General features: G+C 73.4%; 18 protein-coding genes and 3 pseudogenes. 5 read left to right on the top strand and 16 right to left on the bottom strand.

The annotated features are described in order from the left end of the window. Window positions 1–55: 55 nt before the first annotated feature. On the bottom strand, window positions 56–1,162 hold the full coding sequence (locus AC5RWQ_RS20610; RefSeq protein ID WP_494284336.1) for a sulfite oxidase: 1,107 nt from the start codon (window positions 1,160–1,162) through the stop codon (window positions 56–58). A gap of 407 nt (window positions 1,163–1,569) precedes the next feature. Here AC5RWQ_RS20610 and AC5RWQ_RS20605 point away from each other — a divergent pair. Continuing rightward, window positions 1,570–2,007 (top strand): annotated as a pseudogene (locus tag AC5RWQ_RS20605) (murein hydrolase activator EnvC family protein); the annotation flags it as partial. Window positions 2,008–2,148: 141 nt separating this feature from the next. On the opposite strand, the gene AC5RWQ_RS20600 reads toward AC5RWQ_RS20605, so the two are convergent. Both AC5RWQ_RS20600 and AC5RWQ_RS20595 read right to left on the bottom strand, forming a co-directional pair. Continuing rightward, on the bottom strand, window positions 2,149–3,330 hold the full coding sequence (locus AC5RWQ_RS20600) for an aminotransferase class V-fold PLP-dependent enzyme (RefSeq protein WP_494284335.1): 1,182 nt from the start codon (window positions 3,328–3,330) through the stop codon (window positions 2,149–2,151). Window positions 3,331–3,428: 98 nt separating this feature from the next. Then, complete coding sequence (locus tag AC5RWQ_RS20595; protein WP_494284435.1) at window positions 3,429–4,499, bottom strand: tyrosine recombinase XerC; 1,071 nt, start codon at window positions 4,497–4,499, stop codon at window positions 3,429–3,431. A 247-nt stretch (window positions 4,500–4,746) separates the two neighbouring features. Between AC5RWQ_RS20595 and AC5RWQ_RS20590 the strand changes: the two genes are divergently transcribed. Further along, a complete protein-coding gene (locus tag AC5RWQ_RS20590) occupies window positions 4,747–5,085 on the top strand; it encodes a hypothetical protein (RefSeq protein ID WP_494284334.1) in 339 nt (112 codons plus the stop codon). 11 nt (window positions 5,086–5,096) lie between these two features. Here AC5RWQ_RS20590 and AC5RWQ_RS20585 read toward each other — a convergent pair. Both AC5RWQ_RS20585 and AC5RWQ_RS20580 read right to left on the bottom strand, forming a co-directional pair. After that, window positions 5,097–5,912 (bottom strand): annotated as a pseudogene (locus AC5RWQ_RS20585) (DNA-processing protein DprA); the annotation flags it as partial. Window positions 5,913–5,941: 29 nt separating this feature from the next. Next, entirely contained in the window at window positions 5,942–6,142 is a 201-nt protein-coding gene (locus AC5RWQ_RS20580; protein ID WP_494284333.1) for a hypothetical protein, read from the bottom strand. 173 nt (window positions 6,143–6,315) lie between these two features. Here AC5RWQ_RS20580 and AC5RWQ_RS20575 point away from each other — a divergent pair, with 173 nt between their 5' ends. Next, window positions 6,316–6,498, top strand: coding sequence for a hypothetical protein (locus AC5RWQ_RS20575; protein WP_494284332.1), 183 nt, complete (start codon window positions 6,316–6,318; stop codon window positions 6,496–6,498). 67 nt (window positions 6,499–6,565) lie between these two features. Here the strand turns inward: AC5RWQ_RS20575 and AC5RWQ_RS20570 are convergent, their stop codons facing one another. From AC5RWQ_RS20570 to AC5RWQ_RS20560, 3 genes are read right to left on the bottom strand one after another with little or no spacing between them, the layout of a single operon-like run. Next, window positions 6,566–7,639: a hypothetical protein gene (locus tag AC5RWQ_RS20570; RefSeq protein WP_494284331.1), complete on the bottom strand. Its 1,074-nt coding sequence runs from the start codon at window positions 7,637–7,639 to the stop codon at window positions 6,566–6,568. After that, entirely contained in the window at window positions 7,636–7,896 is a 261-nt protein-coding gene (locus tag AC5RWQ_RS20565) for a hypothetical protein (protein ID WP_494284330.1), read from the bottom strand. Before AC5RWQ_RS20565 ends, AC5RWQ_RS20570 begins: the two co-directional genes overlap by 4 nt. Further along, window positions 7,893–8,264, bottom strand: coding sequence for a hypothetical protein (locus AC5RWQ_RS20560; protein WP_494284329.1), 372 nt, complete (start codon window positions 8,262–8,264; stop codon window positions 7,893–7,895). Before AC5RWQ_RS20560 ends, AC5RWQ_RS20565 begins: the two co-directional genes overlap by 4 nt. 816 nt (window positions 8,265–9,080) lie before the next feature. Here AC5RWQ_RS20560 and AC5RWQ_RS20555 point away from each other — a divergent pair. Beyond that, the gene (locus AC5RWQ_RS20555; RefSeq protein ID WP_494284328.1) at window positions 9,081–9,266 is read left to right on the top strand and encodes a hypothetical protein; all 186 of its coding nucleotides are present in this window, start codon (window positions 9,081–9,083) and stop codon (window positions 9,264–9,266) included. Between the two features lie 442 nt (window positions 9,267–9,708). On the opposite strand, the gene AC5RWQ_RS20550 is transcribed toward AC5RWQ_RS20555, so the two are convergent. The 8 genes and pseudogenes from AC5RWQ_RS20550 to AC5RWQ_RS20515 form a co-directional block, all read right to left on the bottom strand. Beyond that, window positions 9,709–9,897 carry a hypothetical protein gene (locus tag AC5RWQ_RS20550; RefSeq protein WP_494284327.1) on the bottom strand — a complete coding sequence of 63 codons (189 nt, stop codon included), beginning with the start codon at window positions 9,895–9,897 and terminating at the stop codon, window positions 9,709–9,711. Between the two features lie 44 nt (window positions 9,898–9,941). Further along, window positions 9,942–10,229, bottom strand: coding sequence for a hypothetical protein (locus AC5RWQ_RS20545; protein WP_494284326.1), 288 nt, complete (start codon window positions 10,227–10,229; stop codon window positions 9,942–9,944). A 210-nt stretch (window positions 10,230–10,439) separates the two neighbouring features. Next, complete coding sequence (locus AC5RWQ_RS20540; RefSeq protein WP_494284325.1) at window positions 10,440–12,557, bottom strand: AAA family ATPase; 2,118 nt, start codon at window positions 12,555–12,557, stop codon at window positions 10,440–10,442. Then, window positions 12,557–12,736 carry a hypothetical protein gene (locus AC5RWQ_RS20535; protein WP_494284324.1) on the bottom strand — a complete coding sequence of 60 codons (180 nt, stop codon included), beginning with the start codon at window positions 12,734–12,736 and terminating at the stop codon, window positions 12,557–12,559. The genes AC5RWQ_RS20540 and AC5RWQ_RS20535 overlap by 1 nt, the downstream gene beginning before the upstream one ends. A 452-nt stretch (window positions 12,737–13,188) precedes the next feature. Further along, on the bottom strand, window positions 13,189–14,610 hold the full coding sequence (locus AC5RWQ_RS20530) for a recombinase family protein (protein WP_494284323.1): 1,422 nt from the start codon (window positions 14,608–14,610) through the stop codon (window positions 13,189–13,191). 34 nt (window positions 14,611–14,644) lie between these two features. Further along, window positions 14,645–15,100 (bottom strand): annotated as a pseudogene (locus AC5RWQ_RS20525) (DNA processing protein DprA); the annotation flags it as partial. Further along, window positions 15,097–16,617, bottom strand: a complete 1,521-nt coding sequence (locus tag AC5RWQ_RS20520; protein ID WP_494284322.1) for a YifB family Mg chelatase-like AAA ATPase — start codon at window positions 16,615–16,617, stop codon at window positions 15,097–15,099. The pseudogene AC5RWQ_RS20525 and the gene AC5RWQ_RS20520, both read right to left, overlap by 4 nt. A gap of 28 nt (window positions 16,618–16,645) precedes the next feature. Next, entirely contained in the window at window positions 16,646–17,005 is a 360-nt protein-coding gene (locus AC5RWQ_RS20515; protein WP_334482765.1) for a YraN family protein, read from the bottom strand. A gap of 259 nt (window positions 17,006–17,264) precedes the next feature. On the opposite strand from AC5RWQ_RS20515, the gene AC5RWQ_RS20510 reads away from it, so the two are divergent. Further along, window positions 17,265–18,206: a hypothetical protein gene (locus tag AC5RWQ_RS20510; RefSeq protein WP_494284321.1), complete on the top strand. Its 942-nt coding sequence runs from the start codon at window positions 17,265–17,267 to the stop codon at window positions 18,204–18,206. Window positions 18,207–18,364 lie beyond the last annotated feature (158 nt).

Genomic DNA, 18,364 nt, shown 5'->3' with positions numbered 1-18,364 from the left:
CCCGTCCCGTCCTGTCTGGGTCGCGGCCTCCGATGCTGCCGCCCGGGGCCGCCGGTCACTCGGCGAGCACCACGACCTCGACCCGCTGGACCAGGTTGTTGGCGAAGCCACCCCGGTTCCACGGCTGCTCCACCGGCTGGGTCCGCCCCGACGCGTCGGTCGCCCGGGCGCCGAGCGTGTGGCGGCCCGGCTCCGGTGACCACTCGAAGCGCCAACGCCGCCAGGACCACTCGCCGCCGGCCGGTTCGTCCAGGGTGGCCGGAGCCCAGCTCTCCCCGCCGTCGGTCGTCACCTCCACCGAGGTCACCGGCGCGTGCCCGGACCAGGCACGACCGTCCACCGTGCACGCCCCCGGGCGCAGCACCCGGGTACGTGACATGAAGTCCGGGAAGCCCGGCGGCCGGACCAGGGCGCGTGGCTCGATCCGGCTGACCGGCACACCCGGGTCGTCGGCGTCCCGGCGCAGCCGGTAGGCCACGGCGTTCTGGTAGCCGTCGAACTCCTCGGTCAGCACGCTGATGCCCCGCAGCCACTTCACGTGCGCCATGCCGTACCAGCCGGGCACGATCAGCCGCAGTGGGGCGCCGTGCTGCGGCAGCAGTGGCGCGCCGTTCATCTCGTATGCCAGCAGGACCTCCTCGCGGAGCGCATCGGCGGCCGGCAGGGCCCGCTGGTAGTCCTGCTCGACCCCGCGCTCCACCCCGTGGTCGGCGCCGGTGAAGACGACGTCGACCGCCTCCGGGTCGATCCCCGCCTCGCGCAGCAGCGGCGCCAGCGGCGTGCCGGTCCACTCGGCGTTGCCCACCGCCTCGACCAGCCACGGCTGGCTCACCGGCCGGGGGTGCAGCAGCGCGCGACCGTTGCCCGCGCACTCCAGCGTCACCCGCCGGGTCACCCGGGGACGCCCCCGCAGCTCGTCCATCCCCAGCACCATCGGCAGGCGGACCGCCCCGTCGAGGGTCAGCGTGTGGGTCACCGGGTCGGTGTCCGGAATGTCGTAGTGGATCAGCAGGTAGTGCAGGCCGGCGGGGGTGACGTCGTAGCGCAGCGCTTCCAGGGGGATGCCGTGGTTGCGGGCGGCGAGCTGGAGCTCTTCGGCGCTGATCGCCTCGTCCGGCCCGGCGAGCCGGGACGGTCGGCTCGCGTCGTCCACAGTGGTCATGGTGGCCTCCCTCTCGCCGACGCCGGCCCGGGGCAAGTCTAGACGGCCGGGTGCCCCCGGTCGTCGAGCTCGCCACGGCGTCCACCAGGGGTGCTGCGACCAGCCGGCCCCCGGGTCAGCCGGGGCCCGGACGGTGGTCGTCGCGCCGCTCCCGGGTCACCGGCTCGGCCCGGGTGACCGCGCGTAGCAGATCGACCCGTCCGGCGGGCGTTTTCCACAGCCCGCCCGGCTGTCCACAGGGCCGGCGGACCGGGCGGTGCGCGGGCGGTTCTCGGCGGCAGGCTCCGGCCATGCGAGCAGTGTTGTGGCGACTCATGGCCGGGTGCGCCGTCGTCCTCATCCTCGGCCCGGCGGGCGGTCCGCCGGCCGGGCGCGCGGCGCCGGCCACCGGGGCCGACCCGACGGCAATGGCGTTCCGGTGGCCGCCGACGGCCCCGGCGTTCCGGTGGCCGCTGGACGGCCCACCCCGCCCGGTGCGGCGCTTCGACCCGCCGCCCCGACCGTGGCTGCCCGGCCACCGGGGCGTCGACCTGGCCGCCCCCGCAGGGGCCACGGTCCGGGCGGCCGGCCGCGGCACGGTGCTCTTCGCCGGCATGGTCGCCGGCCGCCCGGTAGTCACCGTCGGCCACGCGGCGGGCCTGCGCACCACCTACGAGCCGGTCCTTCCCGGGGTACGCCCCGGCGACCCGGTCGCCACCGGCGCCCCGCTCGGCGAGCTGCTCGCCGGTCATCCGGGCTGCCCCGCGCCGGCGTGCCTGCACTGGGGGCTGCGGCGCAAAGCCGAGTACCTGGACCCGCTGGCGCTGGTCGGCCTCGGCCCGGTCCGGCTGCTGCCGGTCGACGGGTTCGCCGGCGGTGCGTCCGGGCCGGTTGGTGCGACGGTCCACGGGTCGGGCCGGCGCTCCGGGCCGGCCTGCCGGTGCGGGCGCCGCGCTCCGGTGCCCGTCATCGACGAGCCGACCGGGGAGCTCGTCGGATGGCCCCGGTCAGCCGCGGTCGAGCAGCGGCGGCAACCGGACGGCCAGCCGCTCGTATTCCTCGGGGGAGTTGTAGACCTGGCCGCAGACCCGCAGCCAGCCGCGCCCGTTCCACGCCATCACCGCCACCTCGGCGGCGAGCCGTTCGGCGATCCGGGTGCGCAGCGCGCGGGCGGCGTCGAGGGTGGTGGCGACCCCTGGCGGCAGCGGCACGATCCGCATCGCGACCGCCGGTCCGCCCGGGTCTGGCAGCTCGGCCGGCGCCACCCCGAGCGCGTCCCCCAGCACCCGCTGCCCGTACGCGGCGAGCGCGGCGTTGTGCGCCCGGACCCGGTCCACCCCGAGGCTGCGCAGCGTGTAGAGCCCGGCCGGGGCGCTCAGCCAGCCGGTGTAGTCGAGGGTGGCCTGCCATTCCACGTTGCCGGGGAAGCCTGCCTCCTGCTCCCACGAGACCACCAGCGGCTCGATCCGCGCCCGCCAGGCGGGGGCGACCGCGAGGACGGCGGTCCCCCGCGGGGCGTAGCCCCACTTGTGCAGGTTGCCCACCCAGAAGTCGGCGCCGACGGTGTCCACGGCGTCCGGCAACATGCCCGGCGCGTGGGCGGCGTCCACCAGGACCGGCACGCCCTGCTCGCGGGCGACCTGGACGATAGCTGCGGCCGGGAAGAGCCGTGCGGTGGCCGAGGTGAGCTGGTCGACCACGAGCAGCCGGGTACGACCGGGGCGCAGCCCGACCCGGACGGCCTCGACGACCTCCTCGTCGGTGGCCCTCAACGGCACCGGCAGGACCCGGGAGACCGCCCCGGTGCGCCGGCACTCGCGGGCGATGGCGAGGCTGACCGCGCCGTACCCGTGGTCGGTGCTGAGCACCTCGTCGCCGGGGCGCAGGCCGAGTGACTGCAGGACCACGGCGACACCGGTGGTGGTGTTGCCGACCAGGGCGGTGCCCTCCGGGTCGGCGCCGAGGAAGGTGGCCAGGTGCCGTCGGGTGTGGGTGATCCGGTCGACCAGCCCCTGGGTGAAGAAGCGCAGCGGGTTGGCCTCCATCTCGTCGCGCAGCCGCTGCTGCGCCCGCTGCACGCCGATCGGCACCGCGCCGAACGACCCGTGGTTGAGGTGGCTGACCGACGGGTCAAGCGAGAAGAGCAGTCGGGCCCCGGGGATCGGCTCGGGCGGCCGGGCGACGGTCACCGGATGATCGTATCGGTTGCCGGAGCACCGGCCCGGGCTTCGCGCCGCAGCACCGGCGCCCGCGAAGCCGCTCGCTCGCTGGTGGCCGACCGGCGGGTTCAGGCGCGCGGATGTGCCTGCCGGTAGGCGGCGCGCAGCCGCTCGACCGAGACGTGGGTGTAGATCTGCGTGCTGCCCAGCGAGGAGTGGCCGAGCAGCTCCTGCACCGCCCGCAGGTCCGCGCCGCCCTCCAGCAGGTGGGTCGCCGCCGAGTGCCGTAGCGCGTGCGGCCCCACCCGGGGCAGGTGCAGCGACTCGGCGTAGTCGGCGACGATCCGCCGCGCGGTGGTCGGGTTCAGCCGGCCGCCACGGGCGCCGAGCAGCAGTGCGTCCCCCGATCCCGGCCCGGCCAGCGCCGGCCGGCCGGACCGTAGCCAGTCGTCGAGGGCGCGCTGCGCCGGCACCCCGTACGGCACCGACCGTTCCCGGCCACCCTTGCCGAGGACCCGGACCACCCGGCGGCCCTGATCCACGTCGGCGGTGTCCATCCCGCACGCCTCGCTGATCCGCACGCCGGTGCCGTAGAGCAGCTCGAGCAGCACCCGGTCCCGCAGCCGTACCGGGTCGTCGGCCGGGACCGGCTCGGGCGGGCCTTCCTCGTGGTGCTGCAGGCTCGGCGGGACCTGGTTCGCCGCCCCTGCGGTGCGCGGCCCCGACTCCGACGGCGTCCCGGTGGCTACTGGCTCGGATCGGGACGGCGTTCCGGTGGCTGGGGGCCCAGCTCGGGACGGCGTTCCGGCGGCTGCGGGCCCGGCTCGGGACGGTGCCTCGACCAGCGCGGCGGCCTGGTCGGCGCGGAGCACGGTGGGTAGTTCGCGGTGCGCCCGTGGGCTCGCCAGGGGTGCGGCCACGTCGCTGGCCAGCAGCCCGGCGCGGTGCGCCCAGGCGCTGAAGGTCCGTGCCGTCGCGGCCCGCCGGGCCAGCGACGTCCGCGCCGCGCCCAGGGTCCGCTGCTTCGCCAACCAGCTGCGCAGCACCGTCAGGTCCAGCTCCGCTGGGGTGCCACAGCCCATCCGTACGGCGTGGTCGAGCAGCGACACCAGGTCGGCCACGTACGCCCGGACGGTGTGCGCGGAGCGGTTGCGCACCGCCGCCAGGTGGTCGGCGAAGTCGTCCACCGCCTCGCGCATCGCGGGTGGCAGCGCCTGGTGGGCCGCGCGGGTCCCCGGGCGCCCCGCCGGCTCCTCACCACCCCTGCCTGGCACGTGCCCAGCGTAGGCGGACCGGCCCGGCCGGGCACGGCACCGCCGCGATTCGGCCGATGGCACGCCGCCGGACGCTGGTACAGACCCCTGTGGACGGGGAGACTGATCAGGGACGAGGTGCGCGCCGCCGCTGACGCCGCGGTGGACGTCGCCGATGGGAGGGGGACCGCTGATGGGCCTGGATGTCGTCCTCTACCGGCGGGTCCGCGGGGGCCCCGGTCATCGGCTCTCCTCTGTCGCCTCCCAGGTGGTGCCCGACCCCGACGACCAGCTCGTCGGGCTGCTGGCCCGGGTCCGGGGCGGTGGTCGGACCCCCACCCTGGACCGGATCGACCCGCTGGGCGAGCTGGTGGTCGGTCCGCAGACGGCTTCCCGGCTGCTGACCGAGCTGGGCTGCCTGGCCGAGGCCGCCCGCACCCCGGCCGAGACCGCGCAGGTGCGCCGGGTGGCGCTGCTCGTCCAGCGGTGTGTGCGCGAGCGGGACGTCGAGATCCGCTTCGAGGGGGACTGAACCGCCGCGTGTCACCGCCGCGGGGCCGGCGTCGGCGTCCCGGAGTCGGGGTCGGGGTCGGGGTCGCTCGGCCGCGTCGGGACCGCCGGTGGGCGCGCCGGTCCGGGCGGTCGGCCCAGGGCGTACCCGCCGTCGCGGCGGACCACCATGGACAGCTCCTCCAGCAGGGCGAGCTTGCGCATCGCGGTACGCACGTCCACGCCGGCGCGGGCGGCCAGCGCGTCGAGGCCCACCACGCCGCGCCGGGGCAGCGACTCCAGCACCAGCGTCGCCTCGTCGTCGAGCAGGTCGACCGGACGGTCCGGCCCGCGCGCCGGCGGGGCCAGGTCGGCCCCGATCCGCCCCACCTCCTCCAGGACGTGCGGCACCCCGGTCACCAGCCGGGCGTCCGACTCCTCCCGCAGCACCTCGTGCGCGCCGACCGACATCGCCGAGGTGACCGGGCCCGGCACCACCATGGCCCGCTTGCCCATCGCGATCGCCCGGTTCAGCGTCTGGGTCGCCCCGCTGCGGGCCGAGGCCTCCACCAGCACCGTCCCCCGGGTCACGGCGGCGATCACCCGGTTGCGGATGAGGAACCGGGGCCGCACCGGGTCGGAGCCGGGCAACCATTCGCTCACCAGCAGCCCGGTCTCGGCGATCCGGTCGAACAGCGCGGCGTTGCCCATCGGGTAGGGGCGGTCCACCCCGCAGGCGAGCACCGCCACCGTCAGCCCACCGGCGGTCAACGCGCCCCGGTGCGCGGCGGCGTCGATGCCGAACGCGCCGCCGGAGACCACCGTCCAGTCCCGCTCGGCCATCCCGTACCCGAGTTCGGTGGCGACGTGCGCTTAGACGGGTAAGAGGAAGCCTGAGGTCAGTACCGGGCAGGGGAGTTGCCGGCCATCCGGTGCGCCTTGACCACTCCGATCGCCCACGAGAGCATGTCGCACCCGTCGTCCCGGCACTGCGCGCAGCGGCCCGTGGTCCGGTGCGGGTTGGCCGGCTCGGAGTGCGCCGTGATCACCCGCTTTGCCGTCCAGAGCACAAGAGCGGGCGTGATCGGTCCGTCGTCCATGGGCACCGTTCCACCTCCAGAGACAGGCAGGTCCGGGCACCGAACCCCGTTCAGGTGCCCGGACCGCATCCGGTGTGTCGCCCCAACAGCCTCCCTTGCAACGTGCACACCGTCAAGGTTGGAAGTGGCAACGTGTGCAGGTGTCACGTACATACGGTCACGGTGTGAGACTCGTGGCGCTCTCCGACATCGCGGACATGCTCGGTGGCGTGTCGCGCACCAGGGCTACGGAGATCACCAACCGCGCCACCTTCCCGGCACCGATCGACACGGTGGCCAGTGGCAAGGTGCGAGTGTGGGACCGCGCGGCAGTGGAAGCGTGGATCAGGGAGTACCGGCCGCACCAGCCGCACTGAGCGCGCCGCAGAGACAGGAAACGGCCCGGCACCCACACGGGGGAGCCGGGCCGCTCGTCCAGGTGGCTCAGGCGTTCTGCTTGGCCACCTTCGCCGCAGCCCGCTCCAGCCCGGCCAGGGTGGTAGCGACCTGCTCCCGGGTCTGCCTGGCCGCGTCCACGGCGTTGCCCGCGATCATGGAGCCACCGGAGAACAGGCGGCCCGCACCGGGGCTCTCCACGGTCTGCCGCACCCGGTCGATCTCCATCAGGTCCGCGATCGTCGCGTCCATCTCTGCGATCACGGCGTCCAGGCGTGCCAGCCCGTGCGCCGCCTGGCCGTGCAAGTAAGTCGTCCACTCGTCGCGCCGCTCCGCGATCCCGGCCGCCACCTCCTGCCGGACCCGCTCCACCGCGTCCGCCGTACCGTCCGCCACGGCCTGCGCCGCCACGGCAGCCTCCTGCCGGTCCCGGATGGTCTGCGCCACCTCCGCCGCGTCCAGCGCGGTACCGGCCATCACAGCGTCCGCAGCGAGCTTCCGCAGGGTGTCCGGTCCCGCATCCGCCAACGCCTGCGCCTCGTGCGCCACGCCGCGGAGCCGGTCCACCTCCGCCGCGAGCGAGCCGAGCCGGGCCAGGTCCGCCCGGGTGGCCGGGTGTACGTGCCGATCCGGGACACCCGCCAGCGGCTCACCCTGCCAGAGCGCCGGAGCCTTGCTGCCAGGCTCCGCAGGCTGGAGCACGCCCGGGGCGGCGGGGAAAGCCTCCGTGAGCGCGTACAGCTCGTCCAGGTGGCCAGCCTGCGCCATGTCGCGCGCCCGCTGCTCTCCGGCCGCGTCCGCGTGGGGGCACTGGCCGGCGTTGCCCTGCTCCGAGCCGAGATCCCCGTCCGGCAGCGTGCCGTGCCCGTAGATCGACAGCCCACCCCGCCGGAACACACCGTGCACGCGCGGAGCACTGGTCTGCATGCCGCTCGGGCCGCTGTAGTGGAACGTCTCCGGCGCGCACGTGCACCCGTCCGGCAGCTCCCCGGACTCGGTGGCGTAGGCGAGCATCGCGCCGAGCAACTGCTCCGAGCCTCCGGCGTGGCTCTGCTGCGTGTCCACGGTCCACACGGCCAGGGACGGCACGTACCGGACGCGTCGCTCGTTCGGGTAGGTCACTGCTCGGCTCCGTTCAGGTAGGCGACCGCAGCAGCGGCCAGGGCGTCCACGCAATCCGGGCAGGTGCCACGGCGGCGGGGGGTGCTCGGCAGGGGCGGAGCGGTGTCGTCGTCCAGGTGCGCGCGCGACTCGTCCGCCAGTCGCTCCGTGTCGATCTGCTCCGCGAGGTCGGCCCGCGGCTCGGCCAGCAACGGACGCCGGTGGGTGGAGCACCGGCCGAGCGCGCCGGGGGAGCGGCCGAGCTGGAGCGGGCTCATACCTGGCCGCCCATCTCGTGCTGAACCACGATCGCGGCCGGCATGCGCAGCCCGTAGAGCTGGACGCGGTCCCGCTCCAGCGTCGCCAGCAGGGACAGCGTGCGGATGACGTCCTGCGTGGACAGATCGGAGTCCAGCAGGCCATGACAGCGGCGCATGTACGAGTTGATCCGTGCTTCGGACTGCCGCCGCAGCGTGTCCGCCTCCTGCGCCGGGATGCGCTGGAGAGCGGCCCGGACGCGTCGCGCGGCGGTCGCACGACTGCACTCCAGACGCTCCGCGATGGTGTCGATGGACTGTCCGGCGTTGCTCAGCTCCAGAGCCCGTATCTCCTGCTCATGGCGCTGTCCGGCTGTTATTCTGGGCATAGTCACATTGTATCAACGTTTGTATCAAGTGAGGCGGGCCAAAGTCGCACCATAATACCGGTTATGGGCGCGCGGCCCGGCCAGCGCGGAGCCGTCCGCAGTGGACAGGGAGCGGGCTCCGGAGCGGATCGTGGTGGCCAGCGCGGAGCGGGCGGGCGCGCTGGCCACCCGATGCCGGCCCGTCTGCACACGTTGCTGTTACACAATCTTGAGTGCTTGGGCGGTAACGCAAGGTAACGAGATTGATACACCTGTTCGATCAGTGGGGACAGGCTCCCCCGCGGAGCGCGGATACTCCGAAGCGCTATGGGTCGAGTGCGGCCTGTAGTCGAGGTAAAGAACACCAACGAGACTTGACCCACTCGCGGCGAGTCTCTCTGGACCTGGGTCCCGGGGACCGTACAGGATGGAGGCCGCACACGGAGCGTTACGTCCCAACCGGACCGCTGCCGCTCTCCACCCACCTGACCGGGCCAACCGGGCCGTCATAGGGTGAAATCTCCGCCGGGTCGCTCTACGCACGGTAATCCCGTGCCCGAGGCCGTGACGGGGGTGCAGGACCGGCCGGCGTCACGACGGTGACGGTTGTGTCCCGTCCGCACATTAAAGTTCTTGAGGCAGGCGTGAGACCTCGGAAGCGAGGTCAAGGCGGGCACCCGGGGGGTCAGATCCCCCGGGGCCGCCGTGAGGTCACGTCCGCCATTTGTCCGAAGGCATGGACCGTTACACAAGGAGGAACGAGACCGCGTGTCTAACGTAACGAATGATTACCGGCCCGAACAGCCCAACCGTTCCGTGAGCCCTGACACTGCCCTGATGTGTGGGCTCCTGCTGGTCACCGCCATGTCGATCTCCGCGCTGGTGTGCATCGTGCTGACCGGCGGCAACCAGATCGACAACGTGGCCACGGTGGCGATCACCACGATCGGTGGGATCGCGCTGGCCGCGATCGGGGCGATCGGGGTGGTGCTGCGCAGGCGACCCACGAGGGGCCGCAGGTAGCTCGGTGGCGGCGCGGGACCGGTGCTCATCGGCACCCGCGCCGCCATCCTCGCCGGGAGGCAGGTAGCTACCTCGCACGCCCGTGACCTCGGGATCTGGCTCCGCGTGAGGTACCTCCGTGTCCGGACACGGACGGACATGGACAGCCGGACACGTGGACAAGATCAGGACACCCGCCCGGACACCGTGGACAGCTTGGACAACCTCACGTGTCCAACCGCGGACAAGTGGACAACTTGGCGACGGACATGTCCACGGGTTGTCCGGACACGTGGACAACGCTGGACAGCCGGTGACCTAGGTCCGGACGTGGAACGCGCGTGACCAGGGAGAACGGCTCGGGATGTCCTAGGACATGAGTTGTCCAGCTCGGACAACTTCGCGGACACGATCAGCAGGGAGCCCCGGACAACTTGTCCGGGGCTCCCTTGTCTGTCCTGTCCTAGCTGTCCACGTGTCCGGACAGCACGGACACCCGCTCGCGCCGGACGCGCAGTGCGGCAGCCATCGGGCCGCGAGCGACCCAGCTACCGGACAGCTCCAGCGCGCAGCACGCCTCCGTCGGGGTCGCGTTGAGCGGCACGTCGCACAGCTCCAGCTCGGCCACGATCTCCGCGCGACCGTTGGGCATCCGCCACTCGTCCGCGCCGCCGGGCGGAGCCTCCCTCCACTGGCTCACCGGGCCGCGTCCAGGTGGCGCAGGTACGCGGCGGAGAACCGGCCGCGCTGCGGCGTCACCCATGCCCGGTCGTACGGCTCCGGCCGTACGGTGATCCGCTCGTACTCGTTGCCGTTCGGGCAGTGCGACGCCCGGTCGGTCACGTCTCCGGGCGCGTGGAGGGGCTGCTCCACGGTGCCGGCTCCGTGCCAGTGGAAGGCGGAGCACGGCTCGCACGGCACGAGCAGGGAGACGCGGCCGGTGGTGGGGTTGACGGCCAGGTAGCCGGTGGTAGTGGTGCTCATGGTCGATTCCTTCCGGCCAGGACACCCACTCACCCAACTCACCCCCTTAGGGGGGTGTGAGTTGAGTAGTTGAGTAGGTGAGTAGGGGTTGAGTTGAGTTGAGTAGAAATGCAGGTCAGAGAGGGTGTCCCGATGAGTGGATCTTGAGTTGGGTTGAGTGGGATATCAAGATCCACTCATCGGGGTGGAGGGGTTGAGTAGTCCTGGCCGTCAGGCGGAGGCTTCCGCGCACTCCGCCAGCACGATCCGGGCACCCTGCCGGATGAGCAGTTCCTTCTTCACCAGGTCACGCACGGCGGAGTCGTACGAGGTCTCCGGCATGTCCGGACGCCCTTGCACCGCGCGGTGATCCCTGACCCACTTACGGGCCTGAGCCCGCGTCGCGCCCACTTCGTCGGACGCGGCGCGCATGGCCTGCATGACGTCCACCTGATTGGGCGTCAGGTTGGCGACCCAGTCCGGCTCTTCCCGCACCGGCTCCGCGAACAGGTCCAGCGGCCTGAGTGCCAGGGACGACAGCGGCCGGTCCGTCTCCGGATCGGTCCCGAGGTCCATCACCTGTAGCTGCACGTCGAACCGGACCGACTCGTCCCCGTCCTTCTGCTTGTCTGTGCTGATCCTGGCCCGGAGTTCTTCGCGCTTGCCCTTGCGCTCCACCCGGATCTCCGTGTCCTGCGCGCCGTCCAGCGCGGACGCGCCGCGTGCGTCCTGGCCGTTGCGCCCGATGTGATGGACGACCAGCACGCAGGCACCGGTAGCCCGCTTGAGTGCCGACACGGCGTCGATGAACACGCCCATGGACGTGTTGCTGCTCTCCTCGATACCGACCGTGATCCGGGCCTGCGTGTCCAGCACGATCAGCACCGGACCCAACCGGCGGCACGCCTCCACCAGCACGCGCCACGCCGCGCTCGCCTGTCCCGTCCGGTCCGTCTGGCCGTCCTTCACCTGCACCGGCTCCGGCAGGAACAGCACGTCCGCCACGCGCCGCCCGTACATGGCCTCCCATGCCTTGACCCGGAGCGGGATGCCCTTCTGCCCTTCTGCGGCCACGTAGACCACGCGCCCCTGCGTGACCGGCTTGCCCTGCCACGGCATCCCGAGCGCGACGTGGCACGCCCAATCGAGCGCCACAAAGGATTTGAAGCCACCCGGCGCGCCGATCACCCACGATTCCGAGTCCAGGTCGAGCACGTCCCGGATCAGCGGCGTGGGGGCCGGGATCTTGTCCAGCGCGTCCCGGTCGAGCATCCGGGACAGCAGCGCGTCCACGGCGTCCACGGTTGGCTCCGGCGCGGCCTGGCCGGTGGTGTCCACCGCCACCCGGGGCGCTTCCCACGGGCGCGGGTACGCGGCTCCCTTCTCGATCTGGCTGCGGATCGTGGTCCGCATCTTGTCCCGGTCGCCCGGGTGCCGGTACGTCCAGTCGTCCAGCGCCGAGTACATGATCTCGGTGGCCTGTCCCGCGTCGATCTGCCCGGCTCCCGCGTACTGCCCGACGTTCCACGCGAGCCGCGCGGCCAGGTCGTTGGCTCCGTCTCCGGCCGCCGCCAGCTCGTCCCGTAGCTGCGTCACTCGGCGGAGCACGTCCGGCGCGTCAGCGACCGCCCCGGCCGGCGCGGACGCCGTGGCCTTCCGGGTCCGCTTGGCGTGGACGCGCGCCACGATCCCTTCCGTGGAGTCGTCCGCGCCCCGGTACTCGGCCAGCGCCTCCGTGTCCGGCTCCACGATCCACCGGTACGGCACTGGCTTGCCCTTGCTCGGTCCGTACTTGGACGGGCGCACGGTGGGGGAGATGAACGCGAAACCACGCCCGTGCGTCCCATGCTGATCCGGCTCCGCCGCGCCCGACTGGAGGTCCAGGCCAGGCATGAATCCGGTGATCTTGCGTTCACCGGTCGCGCTGATCAGATCGTGCGTGCCGCCGCTCGGCGTGGCCTGTCGGCCGAAGGATCGCGGCCACTGCCCGGCGGCCCGCACCTCGTCCGCGCTGGCGTCTCCGCCGTCGCGCGGGTCCACGTCCAGGACGTCGGCCAGGTGGCCACCGACCGCCGCCAGCGCCCAACCCGGCTTCCACCGGTCGATCCACGACTCATCCGGCCGGATGCCCTGCCAGCCGTTCGGGAGGTGGAACGTGCCCGGCTCGGAGTTGTTCGGCGCGGCGGAGAATACGGGGATGCCGGCCTTGACGAGATTCCGCGCGATATCGAGCGCCCGCGCCGTCTCCTCCGGCGACATACTCAAAACTGACTCAGTTCCGGTAGACTCGGTGTCAGCGTAGGAGTTGTGAGAGCCGCCCCCGGCAGGGCGGCTTTTCTCTGCGCTCATCAGCGCGCCACCACCGGGGCGAACACTGCGCGGAGTCGGGCCACCTGATCGGCGGACAGGTCCGGGGCTCGGTTGACGACTGCGTTGACGGCGCTGGCCAGGTGCGCCTTACGGGCGCGCTCTTTCCGGGCTTCCGGGGTCATCTTGAAAGCGGCGGCGCGGCGCTGCTCCGTGGTCATGGGCATGATTGCTCCACTCAACAAAAGGGATTGGTGAGTGGGTTCTCTGCCGGTGCTAACCGGCTCCTAACCCCGCCGAGTGCGCGCCTCGGAACGAATCAACCTTTGCGACCCTTACCGGGGGTCAGGCTGTCGCGCCATAGTCGGTTGGCCGGTGCCCGGGGCTACCCGATGCTCCCGCTGTCCGGTCAGAAGGTGGGACTAGGTCCCTGGTTTACAGGTCGCACGGCGACGAATGCCGGATACCGCCGTGCGAGGTAGTTGCTGTCCTGCTCCCTTGCGATAGGTCCACTTTATCGAAGTGCTACGTCCACTGCGAAGCGCTATTGACTCCCATTCGTGTGGCGTACACCTCAGCCCCTATAGGGGACTAACTAAGAATGGACTCAGGCATACGAAGAACTGCCTACAAATCGAGTAGGTACCTCAATTTCGTAGGCAGTTCTTTGTAACTACTCGGACCAGTGATCGCCCCACGTCCGGGCGTCCCCGTGCCACCGACTCTCCGCGAGCCGCCCGAAGTCGAAGTAGCCACGGCCACGCACGGCCGGACCCACGCGCAGCTCCACGAGAGCGGAGATCACGTCCCGGCGCTGGCGCACGGTCAGACTGTCCCACCGCTCCGGGATGTTCACCTGTGCCAGAGCGGCCAGAGCCGGAGGCGTGGCCAACCGGCGCACCTTCGCCGCAGCCTGTTCGATCAACGGCGTGAGATCCCGCTCCGCGGCGGCCACCGCAGCGGCGGACAGTCCGAACGGCTTACGCGCCTCCGCGTGGAACTCCGCCAGCCGCGCCCGTAGCGCCCGCTCTTCGTCCCGAGCGGCGGCCAGCACGGCGTCATCCGTGGCCGGCGCGAAGAGCTGCCCCGCGTCCGGCCGGCGCAACCGCTCCAGGACCATCGTGGACACGAAGTCGTCCAGCGCGTCCGCCTTGATGGCGATCTTCCCGCAACCGTGGCAGAGGTACGTCCGCCCCTTGGCCGAGCGGAACGTCCGTAGCCTGCCCTCGCACAGCCCGCACACGGGTACGCCGGCCAGGGGCCATTTCAGCTCGGTTCCGCGCTGCGTGAGCCGACCCGGATCGGTCAGCCGGTCCACGCACAGCCGGTACGTCTCCGCGTCCAGCAGAGCCGGCCAGGCTGCCTGGCCGAAGTCCTCTCCCTGGTGCAACCGCCGACCGGCGTAGCGCGGGTTGCAGATCAGCACCTTGATATGCCCACCGGTCCACCGGCCACCGCGGGGCGACGGGACGGCCCGATCGTTGAGCCGGCGCGCGATGGACGCGTTCGGCTCCCCGCTCGCCACCGCCGTACCGATCTCCCGCACGATCGCCGCCTGCTCGGGTAGCTCCACCTGCTCCACGAACCGGCCGTGAGAGTCGTACACACGGGTGTACCCGTACGGGGTCGGACCGGCCGGCAGTCCAGCCAGCGCGGCGGACCGCTTGCCACGGACGGTCCGCTCGCTGATCTTCTCTGACTCGTCGGCGGAGTCCAGACCTTCATCCGCCAGCGTCCGCCAGTCCCGGCGGTTGCGGATGTCGTACGTCCGGCGGTGGGTGATGATCCGGATGCGCACGCCCCGCTTCCGGCACAAGTCCAGCAGCGACACCCACTCGCCGAGATCCCGGCTGCCCCGGCTCGCTTCCCAGAGGGACAGCAGCTCACAGCCACCCGTGCGGATGTGCTCCAGGAGGGACGCGTAATCCGGCCGGCTCTTGCGCGCGTACCGGCTGGCGGAGCGGTCCGGGTCGGCGAACACCCGGCCAGGGGTCAGCCCTTCCCGCGCGCAGTCGTCCCGGTAGTCCGTCTCCTGCTGGCCGACGCTCTTTCCTTGGTCGGCGGTCGATTTGCGTCCGTAGAAATCGGCGATCATGCCCGTCATGCTAACCCGTCTAACGGCATGTCGCGGTGGCGACGTGGACGCCGTACGGGGTGGCCGCCCGCGCCCCGACCACGGCGACCGAACGATCCAGCGCCTCGCCGAGCGGCCAGCCGCCGCGTACCCAGAAGCAGAGCGGCGGCGCGGTCTCCAGGTCGACCCGGCGGCTCGCCCCGGGCAGCACCAGGCGGCGCAGGTCGTCGAGGCGGCCCGGCCACTCCCCGTCCTCCGGGGTGAGGATCCGGGCACCCACCCGTTCGGTGCGGGCCAGCGCCTCGGCGGCCGCGGCGCGGGCGTCCCCGGCGGTCGAGCGGGCCGTTACGGCGGCGCGCAGCCGCGAGTCCTGCGCCCCGCCGTCGAGCAGCAGGTCCAGGGTCGCGACCGGGCCGAGCTGCTGGACCAGCCGGTACACGGCCCGGGTCCCCGGCTCGGCCAGCCAGGTCAGCGCCACCCGGGCCAGCAGTCGCTCCTCGCTGGTGGTCATGTCCCTTCCCCCGTCCTCAGTTGGGTGGCTTCGCGGACGTCGTCGCGGTGCGGCCGGTCCCGGCCGTCCAGGTCGGCGATGGTCCAGGCCAGTCGGATGATCCGGTCGAAGCCCCGGGCGGAGATCGCGCCGGAGTCGAGGCGGCCGCGTAGTTCGGCGGTGTCCCGCGCGGGCAGCCGCCACGGCGGCCGGCGCAGGTGCGGGCCCGGGATCTCGGCGTTGAGCTTGCGCCCGACCGGGCGCCAGCGAACGGCCGCCGCCTGCCGGGCCGCCGCCACCCGGGCCGCCACGGTCGCCGAGGACTCGCTGACCACGGTCGTCTCCATCAGCTCGGCCGCCCGGACCGGCAGCAGCTTCACCTGCACGTCGATCCGGTCCAGCAACGGGCCGGAGAGGCGGCCCAGGTAGCGGCGGCGGGCCAGCGGGCTGCACTCGCAGTACGCGTCGCCGGCCGGTTTGGCGCAGGGGCACGGGTTGGCGGCCAGCACCAGTTGGCTGCGGGCCGGGTACTCGGTGGCGCCGCCGCTGCGGGTCAGCTGGACCTGGCCGTTCTCCAGCGGTTGCCGCAGCGCCTCCAGCGCGCCCTTGCTGAACTCGGGCGCCTCGTCGAGGAAGAGCACGCCCCGGTGGGCCAGCGACACCGCGCCCGGACGGGCCAGCCCCGACCCGCCGCCGACCAGGGACGGCACGGTCGCGGTGTGGTGCGGCGCCTGGAAGGGCGGCCGGCGCAGCAGGCGCCCGCCGGGCGGGAGCAGCCCGGCGATGGAGTGCAGCGCGGTGACCTCCAGCGCCGCGTCGTCGTCCAGCTCCGGCAGGATCGAGGGGAGCCGCTCGGCGAGCATCGTCTTGCCCGCGCCGGGCGGCCCGACCAGGGCGAGGTGGTGCCCGCCGGCGGCGGAGACCTCCAGTGCCCGGCGGCCGAGCCCCTGCCCGGCCACGTCGGCGAGATCCGGGCCGTCCCGGGCCGGTGGCGGCGGGTCGGTGGGCGGTTCGAGCAGCGGGCTGCCGTCGCGGACGAACGAGACCAGCCGGTGCAGGGTGTCGACCGCCCGGACCCGGATCCCCGGGATGACCGCCGCCTCGGCGGCGTTGTCGAGCGGCACGATCACCCGGTCCCGGCCGGCCCGCGCGGCGGCGGCCACCATCGGGAGCACCCCGCGCACCGGGCGGACCGCGCCGTCCAGGCCCAGTTCGCCGAGAACCACCACATTCTCCAGCGGCGCCAGCGGCAGCTCACCGGAGCCGCCCAGCACCGCCACCGCGATGGCCAGGTCGAACGCCGAGCCGTACTTGGGCATCGTCGCGGGCAGCAGGTTGAGGGTGATCCGTCGGTTGGGCCAGCGCTGCCCGGAGTTGACGATGGCGGCGCGCACCCGGTCCCGGGCTTCGTGCAGCGCGGTGTCGGGCAGCCCGGAGATGACCACCGCGGGCAGCCCCATTGCCAGGTCAGCCTCCACCTCGACCAGGTGCCCGGTCACCCCGACCAGCCCGACGCAGCACACCTTGGCGTAGCTCACGTCGCCGCCCCAGCGCTCGGCGCGCCCATCAGAAGGCGCCCTTGAGGTGCTCGACCCGGGCCGCGCCGACCACCGGCAGCCGGACCGACAGCACGTCGAAGCGCACCTCGTCGGCGGTCGTCCCGGTCTCGGCCAGCCAGCGGGCGGCCAGCCCGCGCAGCCGGCGCGCCTTGGCCGGTACGACCGCCTCGGCCGGGCTGCCGTAGTCCTCGCTGCGGCGGGTCTTCACCTCGCAGAAGGCGAGCACCGGGCCGTCCCAGGCGATGATGTCGATCTCGCCGTCCCGGCAGCGCCAGTTGCGGGCCACCGGGCGCAGCCCCGCCCCGATCAGGTGCCGGACGGCGCACCGCTCGCCGTACGCGCCGACCGCCTGGTTCCGCTTCGTCATGGCCGTCACGGTGGGGCACCGGCCGGCCGTCCCGCCGCTGCCGCCGGCGCGGCTGTGGACGACGGGCGGCCCTGTGGACGACCGGACGATCAAGGGGCCGGTGTGCTACGGGACCCACGGTCGTGGACTTCCGCGGATGGGCCACGACGGGCGGCCGGACCGGGCGGGAGCCGCGAGGCTGATCACTCTCCGTGTGTCCGTGATGACCCTCCTCGGTGCGGGCTGGGGCGAATGGCGCGGGTGGGGCCGGTCGCATACCGTGCCGGAGGTGGACGCACGACGCAGCTATCCCGAAGATCAGGAGCCGCGCTGGTACCCCGCCGGGCGCGAGCGCGACTACGGCGAGTCCGACTGGCGCGGGGCGGGTGACCGCCCGCGCGACGACGAGTTCCGCGCGCCGGAGCCGCGAGTCGCCGAGGAGGGCCGGTACGCCGAGTCGACCGGTCGGTACGGCGATCCGGGACGGTTCGGTGGCGCCGACCCGCTGGCTGAGCCCCGGGGCGATGCCGAGGGATACCGCCGGACCCGTTCCCGCCGGTCGGAAACGGACGACCCGGACGTCTCCGGCGAGCTGCCCGGCGAGCGCGGTGGCCGCCGCGCGGCCCGCGAGCCGGGTGGCGCGGATGCGCCGGCCGTCCCCGCCGGCCCGCGGGGTGCCGGCGGCGTCGACCCGCTGGTGAACTCCGCCGCCGGTCCGCTGGGGGGTGGCCCGGCGGACCGCCCCGAGCCGGCCCGGGCGGCCCCGCTCGGCGGGTACCCGATCGTGGAGCCGAGCCGGCCGGCCGAGCCGGCCCACCCGCTGGAGATGCCGACCGGCCCGATGCCCCCGGTGGTGCCCCGCCTGGACGGCGCGGCCGGCCCGGACGGGGCGTACCGTCCCGCCGGCGCGCCCTCCGACGGCGTCTACCGGACCCGGCGGCCGGCGCTCGCGGTGATCCTCGGCGTGCTGGTCGCCGTCTTCGAGCTGCCCGCCCTGCGGGTGCTGCTGCACGGGCTCACCGGCGACCCGGTCTCCACCTCCCACGTCGTGGTGGGCACCTTCCTGGTCGCCGGGCTGCCGATCTTCGCGGCCGGGCTGTACGGGCTGCGTACCGGTGGGCTGGCGATGGCCGACGGTGGCCGGGGCTGGCTGCGCCCGCCGACGGCATACCTGACCGTGGGTCTGGTCCTTTTCGTCGCCGCGGCGCTCGCCGCCGGCTGACGGCCCCTGCGCCTGCGGCCCGGCGGAGACTGCCGGGCCGGCGCGGCGGTGTGACAGCGGCCGGACGGTCCGGCGGGCGGGGTGACCAGGTCCGCCGGGCCGGGTCCGCGCACCCCTGGGCCAGGTAGCGGGACAAGGGCGTACACTGAGCGACTGGC

Source organism: Micromonospora sp. BS32 (assembly GCF_059089345.1).
Note: the sequence above shows the minus strand (reverse complement) of the source record. Positions and strands in the feature narration are given on the sequence as shown.